We start from the raw sequence: 14,389 nt of genomic DNA, 5'->3' as shown, positions 1-14,389 counted from the left end.
AGTCATTCACCCGGCGACGAGGGACGAACGAAAGTAGACGCGCCTACCCTGAATGAGAAGTGGTGTGGAACGGCTCTTGCGACGCAGGAAACACGAAGGGGACCACCCCGGCACACGATGTGTGCGGAGGAGGTCCCCTTGGGAACGAAAGCCGGGCAGCGTGTGCCCGGAGTGTCACGGCTGTTGGGCGTCCGCCGTCTTCGCCGGGCAGCCCCGCTTCAGGGTGTACTGGTAGTACCCAATCTCGTCGATCCAGAACTCGCCCTGGAACTTCCAGTAGTTCCACGCCGCGCCCGGCATCTTCGGCCGGTAGAGCGACTGGCGCGTCAGGAGCGTCTTCTGGTCCAGGCCCGCCTGCAGCAGGTCCTTCTCGTCGAGCGCCGTCTGCACGCGGATGATTTCGGCCTGGTCGGAGAACGTGCGCAGGTTGTCCGCCGCCTCACGGATGCGGCTGCGCGCCAGCGTCCCACCCACCTGGAGCAGCGTGCCGCGAATCTCCTCCAGCGACGCCACCGTCTGCGTCGCCAGGGGCGTGCCGCGCCAGGGTCCGGAGGAGAGCTCCCGCTTCTCCTGGTCCACGCGGGCCAGCACGCGCATCACCTCGCGGATGCGCTCGTTGTTGCGCAGCCACAGGTACACCGGGCGCGGCAGCCGGCGGTTCTCCGCGGCCACCAGGTTGTAGGCCTGGATGAGGTCGGCGTCCTCGGCGGTGAAGGGCTCCAGCTGCTTGGCCATGGGGCCATACAGGTCGTCGAAGGCCGCCAGCGTGGTCTTCACCTCGTCGTAGAGGCACGAGTAGTAATAGACGGTGGACTTCAGGATCCACGACTCGGGCTGGAAGGCCCCGGCGAACTGCGGGGCATGCAGCGCCTGGAGGCTGCCGAGCGCCCCGCCGAAGTCCTCGTTCTGGAAGCGCGCGAAGCCGTTCTCGAAGAGGGCCTGGTCCCAGTAGCGCGTGTAGCGCGGCACCCGCTCGTACGCCGCCGTCGCCTCCGCGTACTCGCCCCGGCGGTAGTGCAGCCGCCCCAGGCCGATGAGCGCCAGGTGCTGCGTCGCCTTGAGCTCCACCTGCGGCTCCTTGGAGGACAGCGCGACGGTGAAGGCGGACAGCGCCTCCTTGTCCAGCGCCTCGCCCTCACCGGGACGGCCCGGGAAGCGCGGGTCCGCCAGCACCACGCCCAACAGGTAGCGCGCCTTGGCGTACACACGACTGTCCTTGGGCACCGCCTCCAGCAGCGCGCGCGCCTCCTCGAAGCGCATGCGACGCTGGCTCACCGTGCCCACCAGGTAGTTGATGCGCGCGAGCACCTCCTTGGGCAGCGTCACCCACTGGTCCCGCACCTCGTCCGAGTACGCCTGGTTGAGGATGCTGGGGATGAGGTTCTGCTCGTCGAGCTGCTGCTGCATGTCCACCAGCCCCTCCACCGCCTTGAGGTACGAGGGGTGGGAGGGACCGGCGTTGACGATGGCCGCGTAGGAGATGAAGGCCGCCACCGGCAGGCCCTTCTTCGCGAGCGACTGGGCGAGGAAGTACTCCGCCTTGCCCTGCGTCTGCGCGTCGCCGCCAGCCTCGGAGGCCTGGAAGAAGAGCGGCGCGGCGGTGTCGAGGTCGCCGGCGTTGAAGGCGGCCAGCGCGCGGTTGTAGCCGCCCGAGTCCTGCTGGGCGCTGGCCGCGAGCGGAGCCAGGACGGCGAGGAGAGGAAGCAGTCGGTTCATGGCGAGTCGTGCCTTCATGGCGCAATCAGAAGAGGAACGAGAAGCCTGCGTAGAAGCTGATGTTGTTGAGCACGTCGGAGGACGGCTCGGCCACCAGGTCGCGTCCGAGGATGATGTCCTCGCGGTAGTTCTTCTTCGTCTTCGGGTCGACGCCGTCGAACTTCTGGTAGTTGCAGCTGCCGCTCAGTTGCAGCGCGGCGAAGTCCTGCCCGGTGGAGCGCGCGGCCTCCAGCGCCTCGAAGTCCGCCAGGTTGCAGCCGTCCACCTTGTCCACGCGGGCCGTGTAGATGAGGTCGCGGACCTCCAGGCGCAACGCGTAGGACTCACCGAACTGGAGCCGGAAGCCGCCGCCCACCGAGCCCAGGAACTTGGTGCCCGTGTCGCCGAAGCGCGCCGGCACGTCGTAGCGCTGGCCGTCCACCTCGTTGGACACCGCGGGGCGGATGAGGTGGCGCGTGGAGCCGATGCCCGCGCCGCCGCTGAGCACCAGGCTGAACTGCGCCAGCTTGTTGTCCAGGAACGCGAACTTGCCGTACAGGGGCGTCACCTCCACGCCCGCCTGCGCGCCCCACACCAACAGGAGCGACGAGGCCGCCTGCGCCTGCTCACGCACCTTGTCGATGAGCTCCAGGTTGAAGCCGCTCTCGTTGGTGTGCCAGTTGTACTGGCCCGTCACCTGGAGGCCGAAGTTCTCCTGCAGGTGGTAGATGTAGTGCAGCGCGGTGCCGGCGTGGTTGGTGTACTTGCCGTTGACCTGCACCACCGCCGGGTACAGCGCCAGCTCGTGCTTGCCCTCGTCCGCGAAGCGCTTCTTCTGGACGATGTGCAGCGACACGTTGGGGTTGTAGAGCGGCGCGCCGTTCACCAGGCGCTGCTGCTGCGCGTCGGTGGTGCGCGGCGCCTCGTCGTCGGACGAGGCCAGCACCGGCGCGTCGTCCGGCGTCACCGGCGCGTCCACGTCGTGCTCGCGCACGGGCTCGGCCACCGCGGGCTCGGAGTCCTCCTGGACAGGCAGCTCCTCCTGCACCGGCGCGAGCGCGGGCTGAACCGAGGGCTTCTGGGCGGCCTGCGTGGGCACGGTGGGCTCCGGGCGCGAGGCTGGCGCGCGGGGCACCTCCAGCTTCGGCTCGGGCGCGGCGGGAGGCGGCGGGACGGCGGTCTCCGCGCCCGGAGCGGGCACGGACGGCGCCGCCTCGGCTTGGGCGAGGTAGGCCGCGGACGTCGGGAAGCGCGGGGCCGCCTGGGCCACCGCGGCGACGAGGAGCGCGAGGGACAAAATCGGTCGCATGGTTCGAACGTGCCCTAGAAGGAGAAGGTGTAGCCGAGGTCGAACTGCACCAGGTGCGTGAGCCCCGGACTGGACGCGGACTCACCCGTCACGCGGCCCGCCTCCCAGTCCTCGCGGACCAGGTTGACGCGGTAGTTGTCGCGGAACACCCAGTCGCGCACCTCCAGCCGCAGCCCGTGCTTGTCGAGGATGAAGAAGCGGAAGCCCACCGCCGCGGACACCATGGGCGCCACGCGCGTCTCGCGCACCCAGTAGTCCTCGGACGCGCTGCCCCGGTCATCCAGTGAGGTGCGGTTGTCGCAGACGCCCGCCGTGCGGTTGACGACCTGCGAGCACTGGATGACGGAGTTGCGCTGGAAGCTGCCCAGCCCGCCGCCAGCCCACACATAGGCCTGGAAGTGCGCGGGCAGGTCCGACACCAGGCTCAGCTTCCCGTAGATGGGCGCCCAGCGGATGCCGGCCACGCCGTGGAGGTTCATCTCCCAGAGGTCCTCCAGCTCGTCCGTGACGCGCTTGTCCTCGCGCGCCAGGAAGCTCTCGGAGATGGAGCGCGCCAGGCCCGTGTGGCGGCTGGCCGCGTAGCCCGCCCGCGCCTCCACGGCCAGCGTGTTGAAGAGGTTGTAGGCGACGCCGACGTTGAAGAAGTAGTGCGCGGTCAGGTGCGTCTGCAGGGGCAGCCCCACCCCCAAGGACAGCTCGAGCTTGCCACCCGGCTCGTACAGCCGGTTGCGGACGACGACGTTGTCGAGGACGGCCTCGTCATCCTGCGCGGCGGCCGCCGAGGCCGCCAACCAGACCACCAGAGGTGCGAAGACGCGGAGCGTGCGTGCGTTCATGGTTCCTGCCCGGCCCAAGGGGTTGGGCCGACGTGTGCGGGAAGATCAAAGCCTCCCCCATCCAGGGCGCCTGCGTCACCGACGGCCAGGCCCCTTCATGGCGCATCCATGTGCACACGCCTTCCACGCCCGACAAGCCACGGAGCCCTGGAGGCGGAATTCTTTTCACCCCGAGGCCCCCGCGCCGACCACCTCTCAACGTTTCCGGGCGCTCGCGCGGCCCTGGAGCACGGAAGGCGGCCCACGGCGCTTCCCACGGCGGGACACACCTGTGCCCACCCACCGCGGGGAAACCCAGGCCCCAAAAGCAAACGCCCCGCCCGGATGCCCGACGAAGCGGGCCCGGAGGCGGGGCGTCATGAGGGCTTCAGGCGAAGCCGCTCGGACAGCGGATCAGGCGCGGCGCGCGGACTTGTGCTGCTCGCGCATGGCCACCTTGATGCTCGGGCGGACGTACACGATGGCGTTGTTGTGGCCCGGGACGGCGCCCTTGACCAGGACGAGCCCCTTCTCCAGGTCCACGTCGACGACGGTCAGGTTCTGCGTGGTGACCTGCTCCACGCCGTAGTGACCCGGCATCTTCTTGTTGGGGTAGGTGCGGCCCGGCGTCTTACGCTGACCGATGGCGCCCGGGTGACGCTGGTACTCGTGCGTACCGTGCGTCTTCGTCTGCGAACCCTTGAAGCTCCAGCGGCGCATGACGCCGGAGAAGCCGCGGCCCTTGGTCACGCCCGTGACGTCCACGAGCTGGCCCTTGGAGAACAGGTCCGCCTTGACGGCGTCGCCCACGTTGAAGGAGGTCGCCTCCTCCACCGTGACGCGGAACTCCTTCAGGTGCCGGCGGTAGGGGGCGTTGTTCTTCTTGAAGAAGCCCCGCTCGCACTTGTTCAGGATCTTCTCGCGGATCTCACCAAAGCCCAGGGTGACCGCGGAGTACTGATCCTTCTCGGGAGTGCGCTTGCCCACCACCTGGCAGGTGCTCACGTCGATGACCGTCACGGGAACGAGGTTGCCCTCGTCGGTGAACACCTGGGTCATTCCGATCTTCTTGCCAATCAGACCCTTCACGTCGTCCTCACACTGCCAGCGCGCGTAGGCGCGGAAAAACCCAATAAAATCAATGATCTGGCCCGCGAACTACTCTGCGGTCCCCAGGAAGCGGCGCAATGTAGCAGACATACCCCTGACGTCAAGCACTACGGGAGCCAGGTTCCCTCACTGCGCGCGATCAAGCCGGGGGTAGAACGCGGCCAGCTGTGGATCAGCGATGCGTTGAGCGTACACGTCCTCCCCGAGCAGGAACAGCGCCTGGTCCAGATAATCCTCGGCGGCCTTCACCTGTTCCTCGAGGGTGGCGATGGACTGGTCGATTTCCACCATGCGCGCCTCGTGCTCCTCCTTGCGCGCCTCCGCTTCGTCCTCCATCTCCAGCAGGCGCTTGTGGGCCAGGATGCCGGGGGCGCCGGGCTGGCCGGGCTCCGGCGTGAGGGCGGTGGACAGCCGCTCTTCCAGGTCCTCGACCTCCCGGCCGAGCCGCATCTGGGTGAGGCGGTTCTTCTTGAGGTTGGTGCGCGCGGTGTCGATGCGGGCGATGTCCTGCCGCGTCAGCTCCATGTCCTCGATCTTCTTCTCCATCTTGATGAGCGCGTCGGCGGCGTAGCGCAGCTCCGCGCGCCGGGTGGCGAGCGTCTTGCGCAGGTCCTTCACCTTGCCGTCGATGGCATCCACCGCCTTCTTCCACTTGCGGACGATGGCCTGGTGGCCGGCCTTCTCCTGCTCCTGTTGGTCGAGGAAGGCCTGGTAGGCGGCATCCTCGTCGTTCATCTCCTGCTCGAAGCCGGCCAGCTCCTCGCGGCGCGCCACCACCGCCTCCTCCGCCTTGTAGACGCGGTCCATGGAGCGGGGGCAGTTCGGCTTGCCCGGGAGCCTGTCGCGGGACAGGTCTCCGAGCTGGAAGATGAGGTCGTCGTAGCTCTCCTTCGCCATGGGCGGATTTCTACGCCCAAGGCCCCCGGACTGTCACCGGGAGAGCGCGCCCCCGGCGCTCGAATTCAGGAGTCGGCGGGCGCGGCGGCCGCGGCGGGGCTCGACAGGGTGGCGCCGGCCAGGGCGCCCTCGGCCATGATGAGCAGCTCCCGGGAGCGGTCCTGCTCCTCGGTGCGGTTGAGCTCGCAGACCCAGGCCGAGGACAGGTCCGCCTGCTGGCGCGCCAGCTCCGCGGTGGCCTCGTAGCGGGCGGCGGACGCGCGGGCGAAGGCCCCCTCGCGCCGCAGCTCCAGCTGCGTGTCCGGGTCCAGGATGATCTCCTCGGGAGGAACCGGCAGCGGCCCCCGCCCCAGCGCCGCCAGTCGCGCGAGCAACCTGGAGGCATGCGCCCGGCAGAAGGCGGCCAGCACCATCAGCCTCGCGCGCATGCGCGCATCCATGATTCGCTCGGCGAGCATCGTCATCCGCCGTGCGGAGACGACCTCCGCCTCCCACGCGGCCGCCAGTGCCGCGGCCAGCCGGGTATGCCTCGCACCCATCTACGTCCCCCGATCCCTACCCTCTTCGAGGCCAACGTAGGAACGGGGTCCGCGGGATTCAACCGAGTGCGCGCTGGACCATCCAGTACCCACCAGCCGCGAGGATGCCCACGGACAACACGCGGACGGTCCCCAGGTGCGCGCGCGGCCTGCGCTGGAGCATCCGCAGGGGCGGCAGCAGCACGGCGACGACGAGCGCCTGGCCCAGCTCCACGCCCAGGTTGAAGCCGAGCAGCCCCTTCGCCACGGAGTCTCCCAGGCCATAGCCCGCCAGCACGCTCGCGAAGCCGAAGCCGTGCACCAGTCCGAAGAGGAACGTGACGAGCGCGCGGTGCCGGTGCTCGCGCAGCAGCAGGTTCTCCACCGCGACATAGATGATGGACAGCGCGATGGCGGCCTCCACCCAGCGCGCCCGCTCGCCATCCAGCACCACCCAGCCGAGCGCCGTGGCCCCGAGCGTCAGCGAGTGCGCCACCGTGAACGACGTCACCAGCAGCAGCACCCGCTTGAAGCCGCCGCCCACCAGCAGCACCGCCAGCAGGAACACCAGGTGGTCCACGCCCTCGAAGATGTGGCGCATGCCCAGCCCCACCCACCCGAGGAAACCTCCGATGGCGGACGAGGACACATCCCCGGGGTCGGGGATGTCGAGCGAGGGCTGGCCGGCTTCCGCGAAGAGCGCGCCCGGAGCCCCACCCTCCCCCACGCTGCCCAGGATGACCCGGTAACCCGAGGGCAGCACCGACAGCACGCCGTAGCGCTGGCGCAGCCGTCCCTCGGGACAGAGGAAGGTCGCCGTCAGCTCGATGAAGGTCTGCCGGGCCCGCGCCGCCTGGGCCGTGCGCGCGCAGGGGGCGCCGCCCGCGGTGAGCGGCAGCGCGTCCCAGACGCCGCTCGAGAGGGCGTCGGGGCGCGCGTCCAGCTCCGCCTGCGACAGGGCGCCATCCGAGTCCGCGTCCACGCCCGCCGGGACGAGCCGCCCGAGCGTCGCTCCCGTCATCGTGAGGACCTGGCGCACCTCGGACGCGCGGGCGTCCGGCGTGCGATGCACCTGGGTGTAGAGGATGTCTGCGTCGTGGGCCAAGGCGGGCCGTGCGCCGAGCAGCAGACACGCCCCAAGCCCCCACCAGGGGAACCTCTTCATGGCGCGCGAGCCTGCCGTCGGCCGGCGGCCGAGTCCACCCCACCCGCGCTATTCCTGGATGACCTCGAGCTGGATCTGTTGCCGACCGCTCAGCCCGCCGTGCCGGGCGCCGCAGCGGGGGCAGAAGATGAGCTGATCCCACTCCCACAGGAGCTTCACGTCCTCGCCGCAGCAGAGCATGGGAATCACGCGCAGCAGCTCGTCCGGCTCCGGGTCCATGGGGCCCGGCATCGACTCGGGCTCCACGGCGACGAAGGTGGGCCGGGGGTTGAGCGACAGCGTGCGCGAGACGTGCGCCAGCTGCTCGTAGCGGACGTGGTTGGCCCATGCCCGCGCCACCGACTCCAGGTGCGTCTGCTGGGCGGGCGTGAGGAAGCCGTCCGCCTCCGCGCGGTGGCCGCAGTAGGGGCAGCGCCACACCGGCAGCCCCTCCTCGCCCTCGTGCGCGTTCTCCAGCGTGAAGAAGGCCTGCAGCTTGTGCAGGAGCGCACGGGCGTCATGCGGGCCGGGGCGCGTCTTGAACGCGCGCATGCAGCTGGGGCACTCGCGGCGGGTGAAGCCCGCGGTGTCCCGGGGCAGCTCCACCCCGTCGGCCCTGGGACCTCGGACCGCGCTCATGACACCGCCGTCCTCCGGCCCCGCGCCACCACGCCCACCACGAACGTGAGCAGCGCGAAGAGCAGCAACAGGTGGACCCAGTAGCCCTCCGTGGAGCCCACCGTCAGGCCCGTGCCCCACAGCACGAGCAGGATCATCCCCATGGTCCAGTACACGTTGGCACCTCCCCCGTATCCCCATCCCGGAGCGGCCCAAACTAGGAACGCGGTTGCCCACCGGCAACCCGGTCCTTTTCACAGGAAGCAAAGTTCCCTCTCCGGGCATTTTTTCCGACGCCCGAGAAGCCCGCGTACCCACCAGGAACTCGGTGTTCCAAGAGATCTAAAGGAGAGACACGCGTGCAAGGGGCACCTTTGGACCTGGCACGGCGCCTGCTTGGGTGTCTCCTCGTCGGAGTCGGGTGAACGAGCGCGACATCCGTGGGCCAGTGGGCATGGGGTTGCCGGGGAGGGCGGGATGAGGGGCTGGACGGTGGCGGTGACGACGGCGGCGATGCTGTTGAGCGCGGGGGCGTATGCGTTTCCGGTGCAGGTGCCCACGGGGCCCCAGGGAGAGCCCGCAGAGGTGATGTACCTGCGCGCCTCGCTGGAGCAGCGGGAGCGGGAGCTGAAGGCGGCGCTGGCGAAGCTGGAGAAGTACGAGGACGAGGCGATGTTCGCGCAGGCCGAGCGCCTGGGCGTGGCGGAGATGGTGAAGGCGTCGGGGCTGCCGGTGCACCAGCAGCGCCGGCTGTCGGTGGCCATCGTCCGCGAGGCGCAGCGCAACAACGTGGACCCGCTGCTGGTGGTGGCGGTCATCCGCTGCGAGAGCTCGTTCAACAACTACGCGGTGTCCCACGTGGGCGCCATGGGCCTGATGCAGGTGATGCCGGACACGGGCACGTGGCTGGCGGACAAGGCCGGCTTCCGGCTGGGCCGCTCCACCAACCTGTTCGACGCGGAGACCAACGTGACGCTGGGCACCGCCTACCTGGCGGACCTCATCGAGCGCTTCGGCTCGGTGGAGAAGGCGCTGGTCGCCTACAACGCGGGGCCGGGGCTGGCCCGGCGCATCCTCGCCAAGAAGGAGTCGCGCACGAAGTTCATGGCGGGCTACCCCACCAAGGTGGTGAAGGAGTTCCGCAAGCTGAAGGCCCAGCAGGAGCGCGAGCTGACCCTGCGAGACCAGCAGAAGACGATTGACCGGCAGGGTTGATCGCCAGGCGACAGCCACGACGCCCGACAGCTGACAGTCGTGTAGATGTTGCATCCTGGTGGCTGAAATTCCTGCCGCTCCTTCGGCAGTGTTCGCGCCCGGCAGTGCACCCCGTGGATATTCCATGGGTTTTCCGGGTGCGACATTGGCCCGGTATGTGCTCCTGCCGCCGTGCCCGAGACTTCGGCACAGCGCGCACACGCATCGATTGGGAGAGCACAGCAATGGCGGGTTTGCAGATCCACCGTGAGGACGTCGCAGGTCGCATCACCCTGCGTCTGGAAGGGGTTCTGGACGGTAAGACGGCGCAGGAGGTGCAGACGTCGCTGGACACGTTGCAGGGGCAGGACGTGGTGGTGGATTTCACCCACCTGCGGGAGTTCAAGGACAGCGCGGTGGGGGTGCTGACGCGCAACCTGGCCCACTCGGTGAAGCTGCGCGGGCTGGCGACGCACCACGAGCGGATGTTCCGCTACTTCGGGGTGACGACGGGGGTGGTGGTGCCGCGTCCGTACTACACGCCCGAGGATGTGCTCTCCCTCTAGAGGGAGGCCGAGCAGACGGGCGCTTCCTGAGCGGGCGCCCTGGAGTTGGCGGTGCCGGCCCCCGGGGGAGTCGGCTAGAGTGACGGCGGATGACCCAGCCCGCCCGCGTCCTCGCCGCCGACGTACCGTCCCCCGCCTCCGCGCGCCCGGCCATGGAGAGAATCGCCGCCGAACTCGGGCGCGCCGTCGAGGGCAAGGAGGCCCAGGCGCGCCTGGTGACGACGTGCCTGGTCTCCGGTGGGCACCTGTTGCTGGAGGACGTGCCGGGTGTCGGCAAGACGACGCTCGCGGAGGCCCTGGCCCGCGCCTGCGGGCTGAGCTTCGCGCGCGTGCAGTTCACCGCGGACCTGATGCCCGCCGACATCCTCGGCGCCCAGGTCTTCCACGCGCAGACGGCCACCTTCCAGTTCCGTCCCGGCCCCCTCTTCCGACAGCTGGTGCTCGCGGACGAGCTCAACCGCGCCCCGCCCCGCACGCAGTCCGCGCTGCTGGAGGCCATGGCGCAGGGCCAGGTGTCGCTCGACGGGAGCACGCACGCCCTGCCCGCCCCCTTCACGGTGGTGGCCACGCAGAACCCGGTGGACTTCTCCGGCACCTATCCGCTGCCGGACTCGCAGCTGGACCGCTTCATGGTGCGCCTGTCGCTGGGGCACCCCGCCGCCGACGTGGAGGCGCGACTGCTCGCCACGCGGGGCCGCGCGCCGCCGCTGGACGCGGTGAAGGGCGTGTCCAGCCCCGAGGAGCTGGCGGCCCTGCGCGCGTTGTCCGCGGAGCAGCGCCTGGACGCGTCCGTGGCGGAGTACGTGGTGCGGCTGGCGCGGGCGACGCGTGAGCACGGCGACATCGAGCGAGGCGCCTCCACGCGCGCGGTGCTGGCGCTGGGCGCGGCGGCCCGCACGCAGGCCCTGTGGGAGGCCCGGGACTTCGTGACGCCCGGGGACGTGCGGGCGGTGCTGGTGCCGTGCTGGGCGCACCGCGTGCTGCTGCGCAGCGCCGTGCAGGGCGTGGCGGCGCGGGACGAGGCGGCGCACCTCTTGGAGGAGCTGGTCCGAAAGGTCCCGGCGCCGCGGTGAAGTCCCCGTGGAAGCAGCGCTGGGCGCGACTTCGCGCCAGGCTCCGTCCGCCGCGCACCCTCCGGGTGACGCGCATTGGCCGCACGTACCTGGTGGTCACGTTCGGCGTGGGCCTGGGCGCGCTCAACACGGGCAACAACCTGCTGTACCTGCTGCTCGGCCTGCTCCTCAGCATGGTGGTGGTGTCCGGCGTGCTGTCGGAGCGGTGCATCCGGGACCTCTCGGTGCGCCGCGTGGGCACGGACGCGGCCTTCGCCGGTGAGCCCTTCGCCTTCCGCTGGGCGGTGTCGCGCAAGCAGGGACAGGCCTTCGCGCTGGTGCTCGCGGAGGCGGACTCGCCGCTGACGGGCGTGGGCGGCGTGGGCTACCTGCCCTCCGGCGTGGAGCACATCGTCCGCGCGGACCTCGTCGCCCCCCGACGTGGGCCCGTGCGGCTGACGGGCGTGCAGGTGACGACGACGTGGCCCCTGGGCCTGTTCGCCAAGACGCGCGTGCTCCCCTTGGAGGGACTGCTGCTCGTCTACCCCAAGCGGGGCTATGCCTGCATGGACCCGGGTGACGCCGAGCGAGGCCCCGTGGGTGACGCGGGCAACCCGCGCCGCAACGACGGCAGCGGCGACGTGACGGGCCTGCGCGAGCTGGCCGAGGGCGAGGACGCGCGGCGCATCCACTGGCTCAAGAGCGCGTCGATGGGGAAGCTCCTGCGCGTGGAGCGCGAGCGCGAGGAGCGCCGTACGTGGATGCTCTCGATTGAGCCGGGCCTGGAGGGTGAGGCGCTGGAGCGGCGCTGCGAGGAGGTGGCGGCGCTGGCCCACCGACTGCTCGAGGAGGGCCATGAGGTGGGCCTCCACACCGCCGAGGAGCGGCTGCGCGCGGGCACGGGCGCGGCGCAGGAGCGGCGAATCCTGCGGGCCCTGGCGTGGCTGGGCTTCGAGCGGCCTGGAGACGAGGAGGCGGCGGCATGACGCGCGGCTCGAAGCTGCGGCTGGTGTTGCGCGACGTGGCGTCCGGCTGCGCCTTCGCGTCGATGGCCGTGTCCGGCCAGCTGCCGCTGTGGACGCTGGGCCTCTATGTCTTCTCGCTGGTGGCGGCGCTGCTGGGCAAGCGGCTGTTCGCCCGGCGCGCGAAGCTCACCGCGCTCCTGCTGTTGGGCGTGGCGGCGGTGCTGGCGGTGAACGTCACGGCGGGCTCGCTCAACCTGGTGGTGGCCGCGTGTGCCTTCGCGGGCCTCATCTCCGCGCACCGGCTCTTGTCCGCGCCGGACCCGGCCACGGATGGACAGGTGCACCTGTCCGGCCTGTTGATGGTGGCGGGCGGCGCGGCGCTGTCCGGTGAGCTGGTCTACGGACTGTTCCTGGTCGCCTTCAGCGTGATGTCCAGCGTCTCGCTGGCGCTGGGCGTGGTGGAGTCGGCGGTGCCGGAGGGCGAGCCCATCCCGGTGCGCCAGGTGCTGCGCCCCCTGAGCACGGGCGTCAGCTTCGCGGTGGCCGGCGCGGTGGCCTTCTTCATCCTCTTCCCCCGGCTCAACTGGAACATGACGGGGCCTCGCGCGTCACCGGGCATCGGCCCCGCGACGACGGGCTTCTCCAACACGGTGCGCCTGGGCGGCACGGGCACCATCAAGGACAACCCGCGCGTCGTGCTGCGCGCGACGCTGAACCCGGACCCGGGCGTGGACGCGCTCGGCGCGTACTGGGTGGGCCGCACCTACGACATCTTCGACGGGCTGGAGTGGACGAACGCGGGCGGCGTGCGCAAGGAGCGCGAGCCGCTGCTGACGCTGCGTCCAGGCGGCGACAACCTGGTGCACCAGCGCGTGGAGTTGCTCCCCGCCTACGGAGGCCGCACGCTCATCGCGCTCGAGACGCCGTCGCGGCTGGGCAACGCGGTGGCGAACACGAGCACCGGCGGCCGGCGCACCTTCCTCCAGGAGCTGTCCGGCGGCGAGGCGCGCTTCCTGGAGCCGGGGCTCTCCTACTCCTATGAGGCGTACAGCCTGCCGCCGGGTGGCAGTGGAGACCGGTTCCGCAAGCTTCCCACGGTGGAGCAGGACGCGCTGCTGGCGTTGCCCGAGAACATCGACCCGCGCGTGGCCCAGACGGCGGCGCGGGTGCTCAATGGCGAGCGCGAGCCGATGGCCGCCGCGCAGAAGCTGGCCGCGTGGCTCCAGCGCGAGCTCTCGTACACGTTGGAGCAGGCCGGTGAGCGGGACGACCCGCTGGCGGACTTCCTCTTCGAGCGCAAGGCCGGGCACTGCGAGCACTTCGCCACCGCGCTGACGCTGATGCTGCGCACCCAGGGCATCCGGGCCCGGCTGGCCACGGGCTTCTTCGGCGGCGAGCGCGTGAACGAAGGCTACATCCTGCGCGCCGGTGACGCCCACGCATGGACGCACGTGCTGGTGCCCGAGCGGGGCTTCGTCACGGTGGACGCGACGCCGCCGGCCAACCGTCCGGGCCAGGGCTCGAAGTGGCTGCAGCGGCTGCTGGGATTGTACGAGGCCATCGAGTCGCGGTGGCGCAACTCCGTCGTCGACTACTCGTTCCGGGACCAGGTGGACGTGGCGCGCGCGCTGGTGCGTCCGCCCCAGGGCTCCGAGAAGAACGAGCGCAGTCAGCTGCCTCCCGCCCGGGCCTGGGGCGCGGCGCTGGTGGTGGGCATGCTCGTCTACGCCGGGTGGCGGCTCGCGGAGCGGTTGTCGGGACGGCCTCGTCCACTCGAGGCCACGCGCTTCGTGGACGCGGTGGAGGCGGTGCTCGCCTCGGCCGGCATCGTGCGGGGTGACGACGAGACGCTGGAGGAGCTGCACGCGCGGATGTCCTCGGACGGGCACGCGCTGGCGCCCGCGCTCGCGCCCATCACCCGGCGCTACCTGGAGGCCCGCTTCGGCGGGCGCCCGCTGCGTCAGGGAGAGGCGGACACGCTGCTGCGCGCCTTGAAGAGCGCCGTCTCCGACTTCGTCCGCATGGAGGCCCAGCTCCGGGCCCGCGCGGACGCGCCTCGCGCCCGCGCTTCTTAATCCTCCCCCGCCCTCCCGAGCCGCAGGGGCTCGCGTGGCGGGAGGCTGTCCGGGCGTCCCCTCGGGCGCGGAAAATCGCGCCGGACAGAGGTCGCTGGAGTCGTTAGCCGTTCATCCACGGGAAGGCGAAAGGCGCCGTGCGCGGCCCTCTCGTCAGGAGTTCACCTGCCAGGCGGGCAAGGGGCCTCCACGCTCGCCCGGCACCTCGGTCCTGGATGCGGGACCCGGGTGCTCCTCCCTGGGAGGCGTGACGTGCACAGACGGGCACATTCTACAGCCGGGAAGTCCGAGCAAGTTCCCAGGTCGGCCGTAACGGTTACAGCCCTCCTTCTTTGTACATGAGCGACAGTTCCGCCAACCCCCCGCAGACACAGGGGAAGGGGGTGTGGGTGGCGCTGGCATCCGGGTTGCTCATGACAGCCCTCGTTCAG

At 70.6% G+C, this 14,389-nt stretch carries 14 protein-coding genes; 5 read left to right on the top strand and 9 right to left on the bottom strand.

The annotated features are described in order from the left end of the window. Positions 1-174: 174 nt before the first annotated feature. From LXT21_RS14980 to LXT21_RS14940, 9 genes are all read right to left on the bottom strand, one after another. Positions 175-1,716: a tol-pal system YbgF family protein gene (locus LXT21_RS14980; RefSeq protein WP_254038805.1), complete on the bottom strand. Its 1,542-nt coding sequence runs from the start codon at positions 1,714-1,716 to the stop codon at positions 175-177. A gap of 25 nt (positions 1,717-1,741) precedes the next feature. Then, positions 1,742-3,004 (bottom strand): outer membrane beta-barrel domain-containing protein, encoded by a 1,263-nt coding sequence (locus LXT21_RS14975; protein ID WP_254038804.1) that lies wholly within the window; start codon positions 3,002-3,004, stop codon positions 1,742-1,744. A 14-nt stretch (positions 3,005-3,018) separates the two neighbouring features. Further along, positions 3,019-3,840, bottom strand: coding sequence for an outer membrane beta-barrel domain-containing protein (locus tag LXT21_RS14970; RefSeq protein ID WP_254038803.1), 822 nt, complete (start codon positions 3,838-3,840; stop codon positions 3,019-3,021). 393 nt (positions 3,841-4,233) lie between these two features. Continuing rightward, positions 4,234-4,908, bottom strand: a complete 675-nt coding sequence (gene rplC, locus LXT21_RS14965) for a 50S ribosomal protein L3 (RefSeq protein WP_254038802.1) — start codon at positions 4,906-4,908, stop codon at positions 4,234-4,236. A 147-nt stretch (positions 4,909-5,055) separates the two neighbouring features. Continuing rightward, positions 5,056-5,826 (bottom strand): hypothetical protein, encoded by a 771-nt coding sequence (locus LXT21_RS14960; RefSeq protein ID WP_254038801.1) that lies wholly within the window; start codon positions 5,824-5,826, stop codon positions 5,056-5,058. Positions 5,827-5,891: 65 nt separating this feature from the next. Continuing rightward, the gene (locus LXT21_RS14955) at positions 5,892-6,365 is read right to left on the bottom strand and encodes a hypothetical protein (RefSeq protein ID WP_254038800.1); all 474 of its coding nucleotides are present in this window, start codon (positions 6,363-6,365) and stop codon (positions 5,892-5,894) included. A gap of 58 nt (positions 6,366-6,423) precedes the next feature. Next, complete coding sequence (locus LXT21_RS14950) at positions 6,424-7,509, bottom strand: HupE/UreJ family protein (protein ID WP_254038799.1); 1,086 nt, start codon at positions 7,507-7,509, stop codon at positions 6,424-6,426. Between the two features lie 48 nt (positions 7,510-7,557). Next, positions 7,558-8,127, bottom strand: a complete 570-nt coding sequence (locus LXT21_RS14945) for a hypothetical protein (RefSeq protein ID WP_046714240.1) — start codon at positions 8,125-8,127, stop codon at positions 7,558-7,560. Beyond that, positions 8,124-8,282: a lmo0937 family membrane protein gene (locus LXT21_RS14940; protein ID WP_254038798.1), complete on the bottom strand. Its 159-nt coding sequence runs from the start codon at positions 8,280-8,282 to the stop codon at positions 8,124-8,126. Before LXT21_RS14940 ends, LXT21_RS14945 begins: the two co-directional genes overlap by 4 nt. A gap of 301 nt (positions 8,283-8,583) precedes the next feature. On the opposite strand from LXT21_RS14940, the gene LXT21_RS14935 reads away from it, so the two are divergent. From LXT21_RS14935 to LXT21_RS14915, 5 genes are all read left to right on the top strand, one after another. Continuing rightward, positions 8,584-9,321 (top strand): lytic transglycosylase domain-containing protein, encoded by a 738-nt coding sequence (locus LXT21_RS14935; RefSeq protein WP_254038797.1) that lies wholly within the window; start codon positions 8,584-8,586, stop codon positions 9,319-9,321. Positions 9,322-9,545: 224 nt separating this feature from the next. Next, positions 9,546-9,866 (top strand): STAS domain-containing protein, encoded by a 321-nt coding sequence (locus LXT21_RS14930; protein WP_254038796.1) that lies wholly within the window; start codon positions 9,546-9,548, stop codon positions 9,864-9,866. 89 nt (positions 9,867-9,955) lie between these two features. Next, a complete protein-coding gene (locus LXT21_RS14925; protein ID WP_254038795.1) occupies positions 9,956-10,939 on the top strand; it encodes an AAA family ATPase in 984 nt (327 codons plus the stop codon). Then, the gene (locus LXT21_RS14920; RefSeq protein WP_254038794.1) at positions 10,936-11,904 is read left to right on the top strand and encodes a DUF58 domain-containing protein; all 969 of its coding nucleotides are present in this window, start codon (positions 10,936-10,938) and stop codon (positions 11,902-11,904) included. The genes LXT21_RS14925 and LXT21_RS14920 overlap by 4 nt, the downstream gene beginning before the upstream one ends. Continuing rightward, complete coding sequence (locus tag LXT21_RS14915) at positions 11,901-13,958, top strand: transglutaminase TgpA family protein (RefSeq protein WP_254038793.1); 2,058 nt, start codon at positions 11,901-11,903, stop codon at positions 13,956-13,958. Before LXT21_RS14920 ends, LXT21_RS14915 begins: the two co-directional genes overlap by 4 nt. Positions 13,959-14,389: the final 431 nt, after the last annotated feature.

This window comes from Myxococcus guangdongensis (assembly GCF_024198255.1).
GTDB classification, from domain to species: Bacteria; Myxococcota; Myxococcia; order Myxococcales; family Myxococcaceae; genus Myxococcus; species Myxococcus guangdongensis.
Note: the sequence above shows the minus strand (reverse complement) of the source record. Positions and strands in the feature narration are given on the sequence as shown.

Coding starts and splice junctions, on each gene's coding strand:
- LXT21_RS14955 (WP_254038800.1), bottom strand. CDS start 6,365: ATGGGTGCGAGGCATACCCGGCTGGCCGCGGCACTGGCGGCCGCGTGG.
- LXT21_RS14980 (WP_254038805.1), bottom strand. CDS start 1,716: ATGAACCGACTGCTTCCTCTCCTCGCCGTCCTGGCTCCGCTCGCGGCC.
- LXT21_RS14970 (WP_254038803.1), bottom strand. CDS start 3,840: ATGAACGCACGCACGCTCCGCGTCTTCGCACCTCTGGTGGTCTGGTTG.
- LXT21_RS14975 (WP_254038804.1), bottom strand. CDS start 3,004: ATGCGACCGATTTTGTCCCTCGCGCTCCTCGTCGCCGCGGTGGCCCAG.
- LXT21_RS14930 (WP_254038796.1), top strand. CDS start 9,546: ATGGCGGGTTTGCAGATCCACCGTGAGGACGTCGCAGGTCGCATCACC.
- LXT21_RS14915 (WP_254038793.1), top strand. CDS start 11,901: ATGACGCGCGGCTCGAAGCTGCGGCTGGTGTTGCGCGACGTGGCGTCC.
- LXT21_RS14925 (WP_254038795.1), top strand. CDS start 9,956: ATGACCCAGCCCGCCCGCGTCCTCGCCGCCGACGTACCGTCCCCCGCC.
- LXT21_RS14935 (WP_254038797.1), top strand. CDS start 8,584: ATGAGGGGCTGGACGGTGGCGGTGACGACGGCGGCGATGCTGTTGAGC.
- LXT21_RS14945 (WP_046714240.1), bottom strand. CDS start 8,127: ATGAGCGCGGTCCGAGGTCCCAGGGCCGACGGGGTGGAGCTGCCCCGG.
- LXT21_RS14960 (WP_254038801.1), bottom strand. CDS start 5,826: ATGGCGAAGGAGAGCTACGACGACCTCATCTTCCAGCTCGGAGACCTG.
- LXT21_RS14950 (WP_254038799.1), bottom strand. CDS start 7,509: ATGAAGAGGTTCCCCTGGTGGGGGCTTGGGGCGTGTCTGCTGCTCGGC.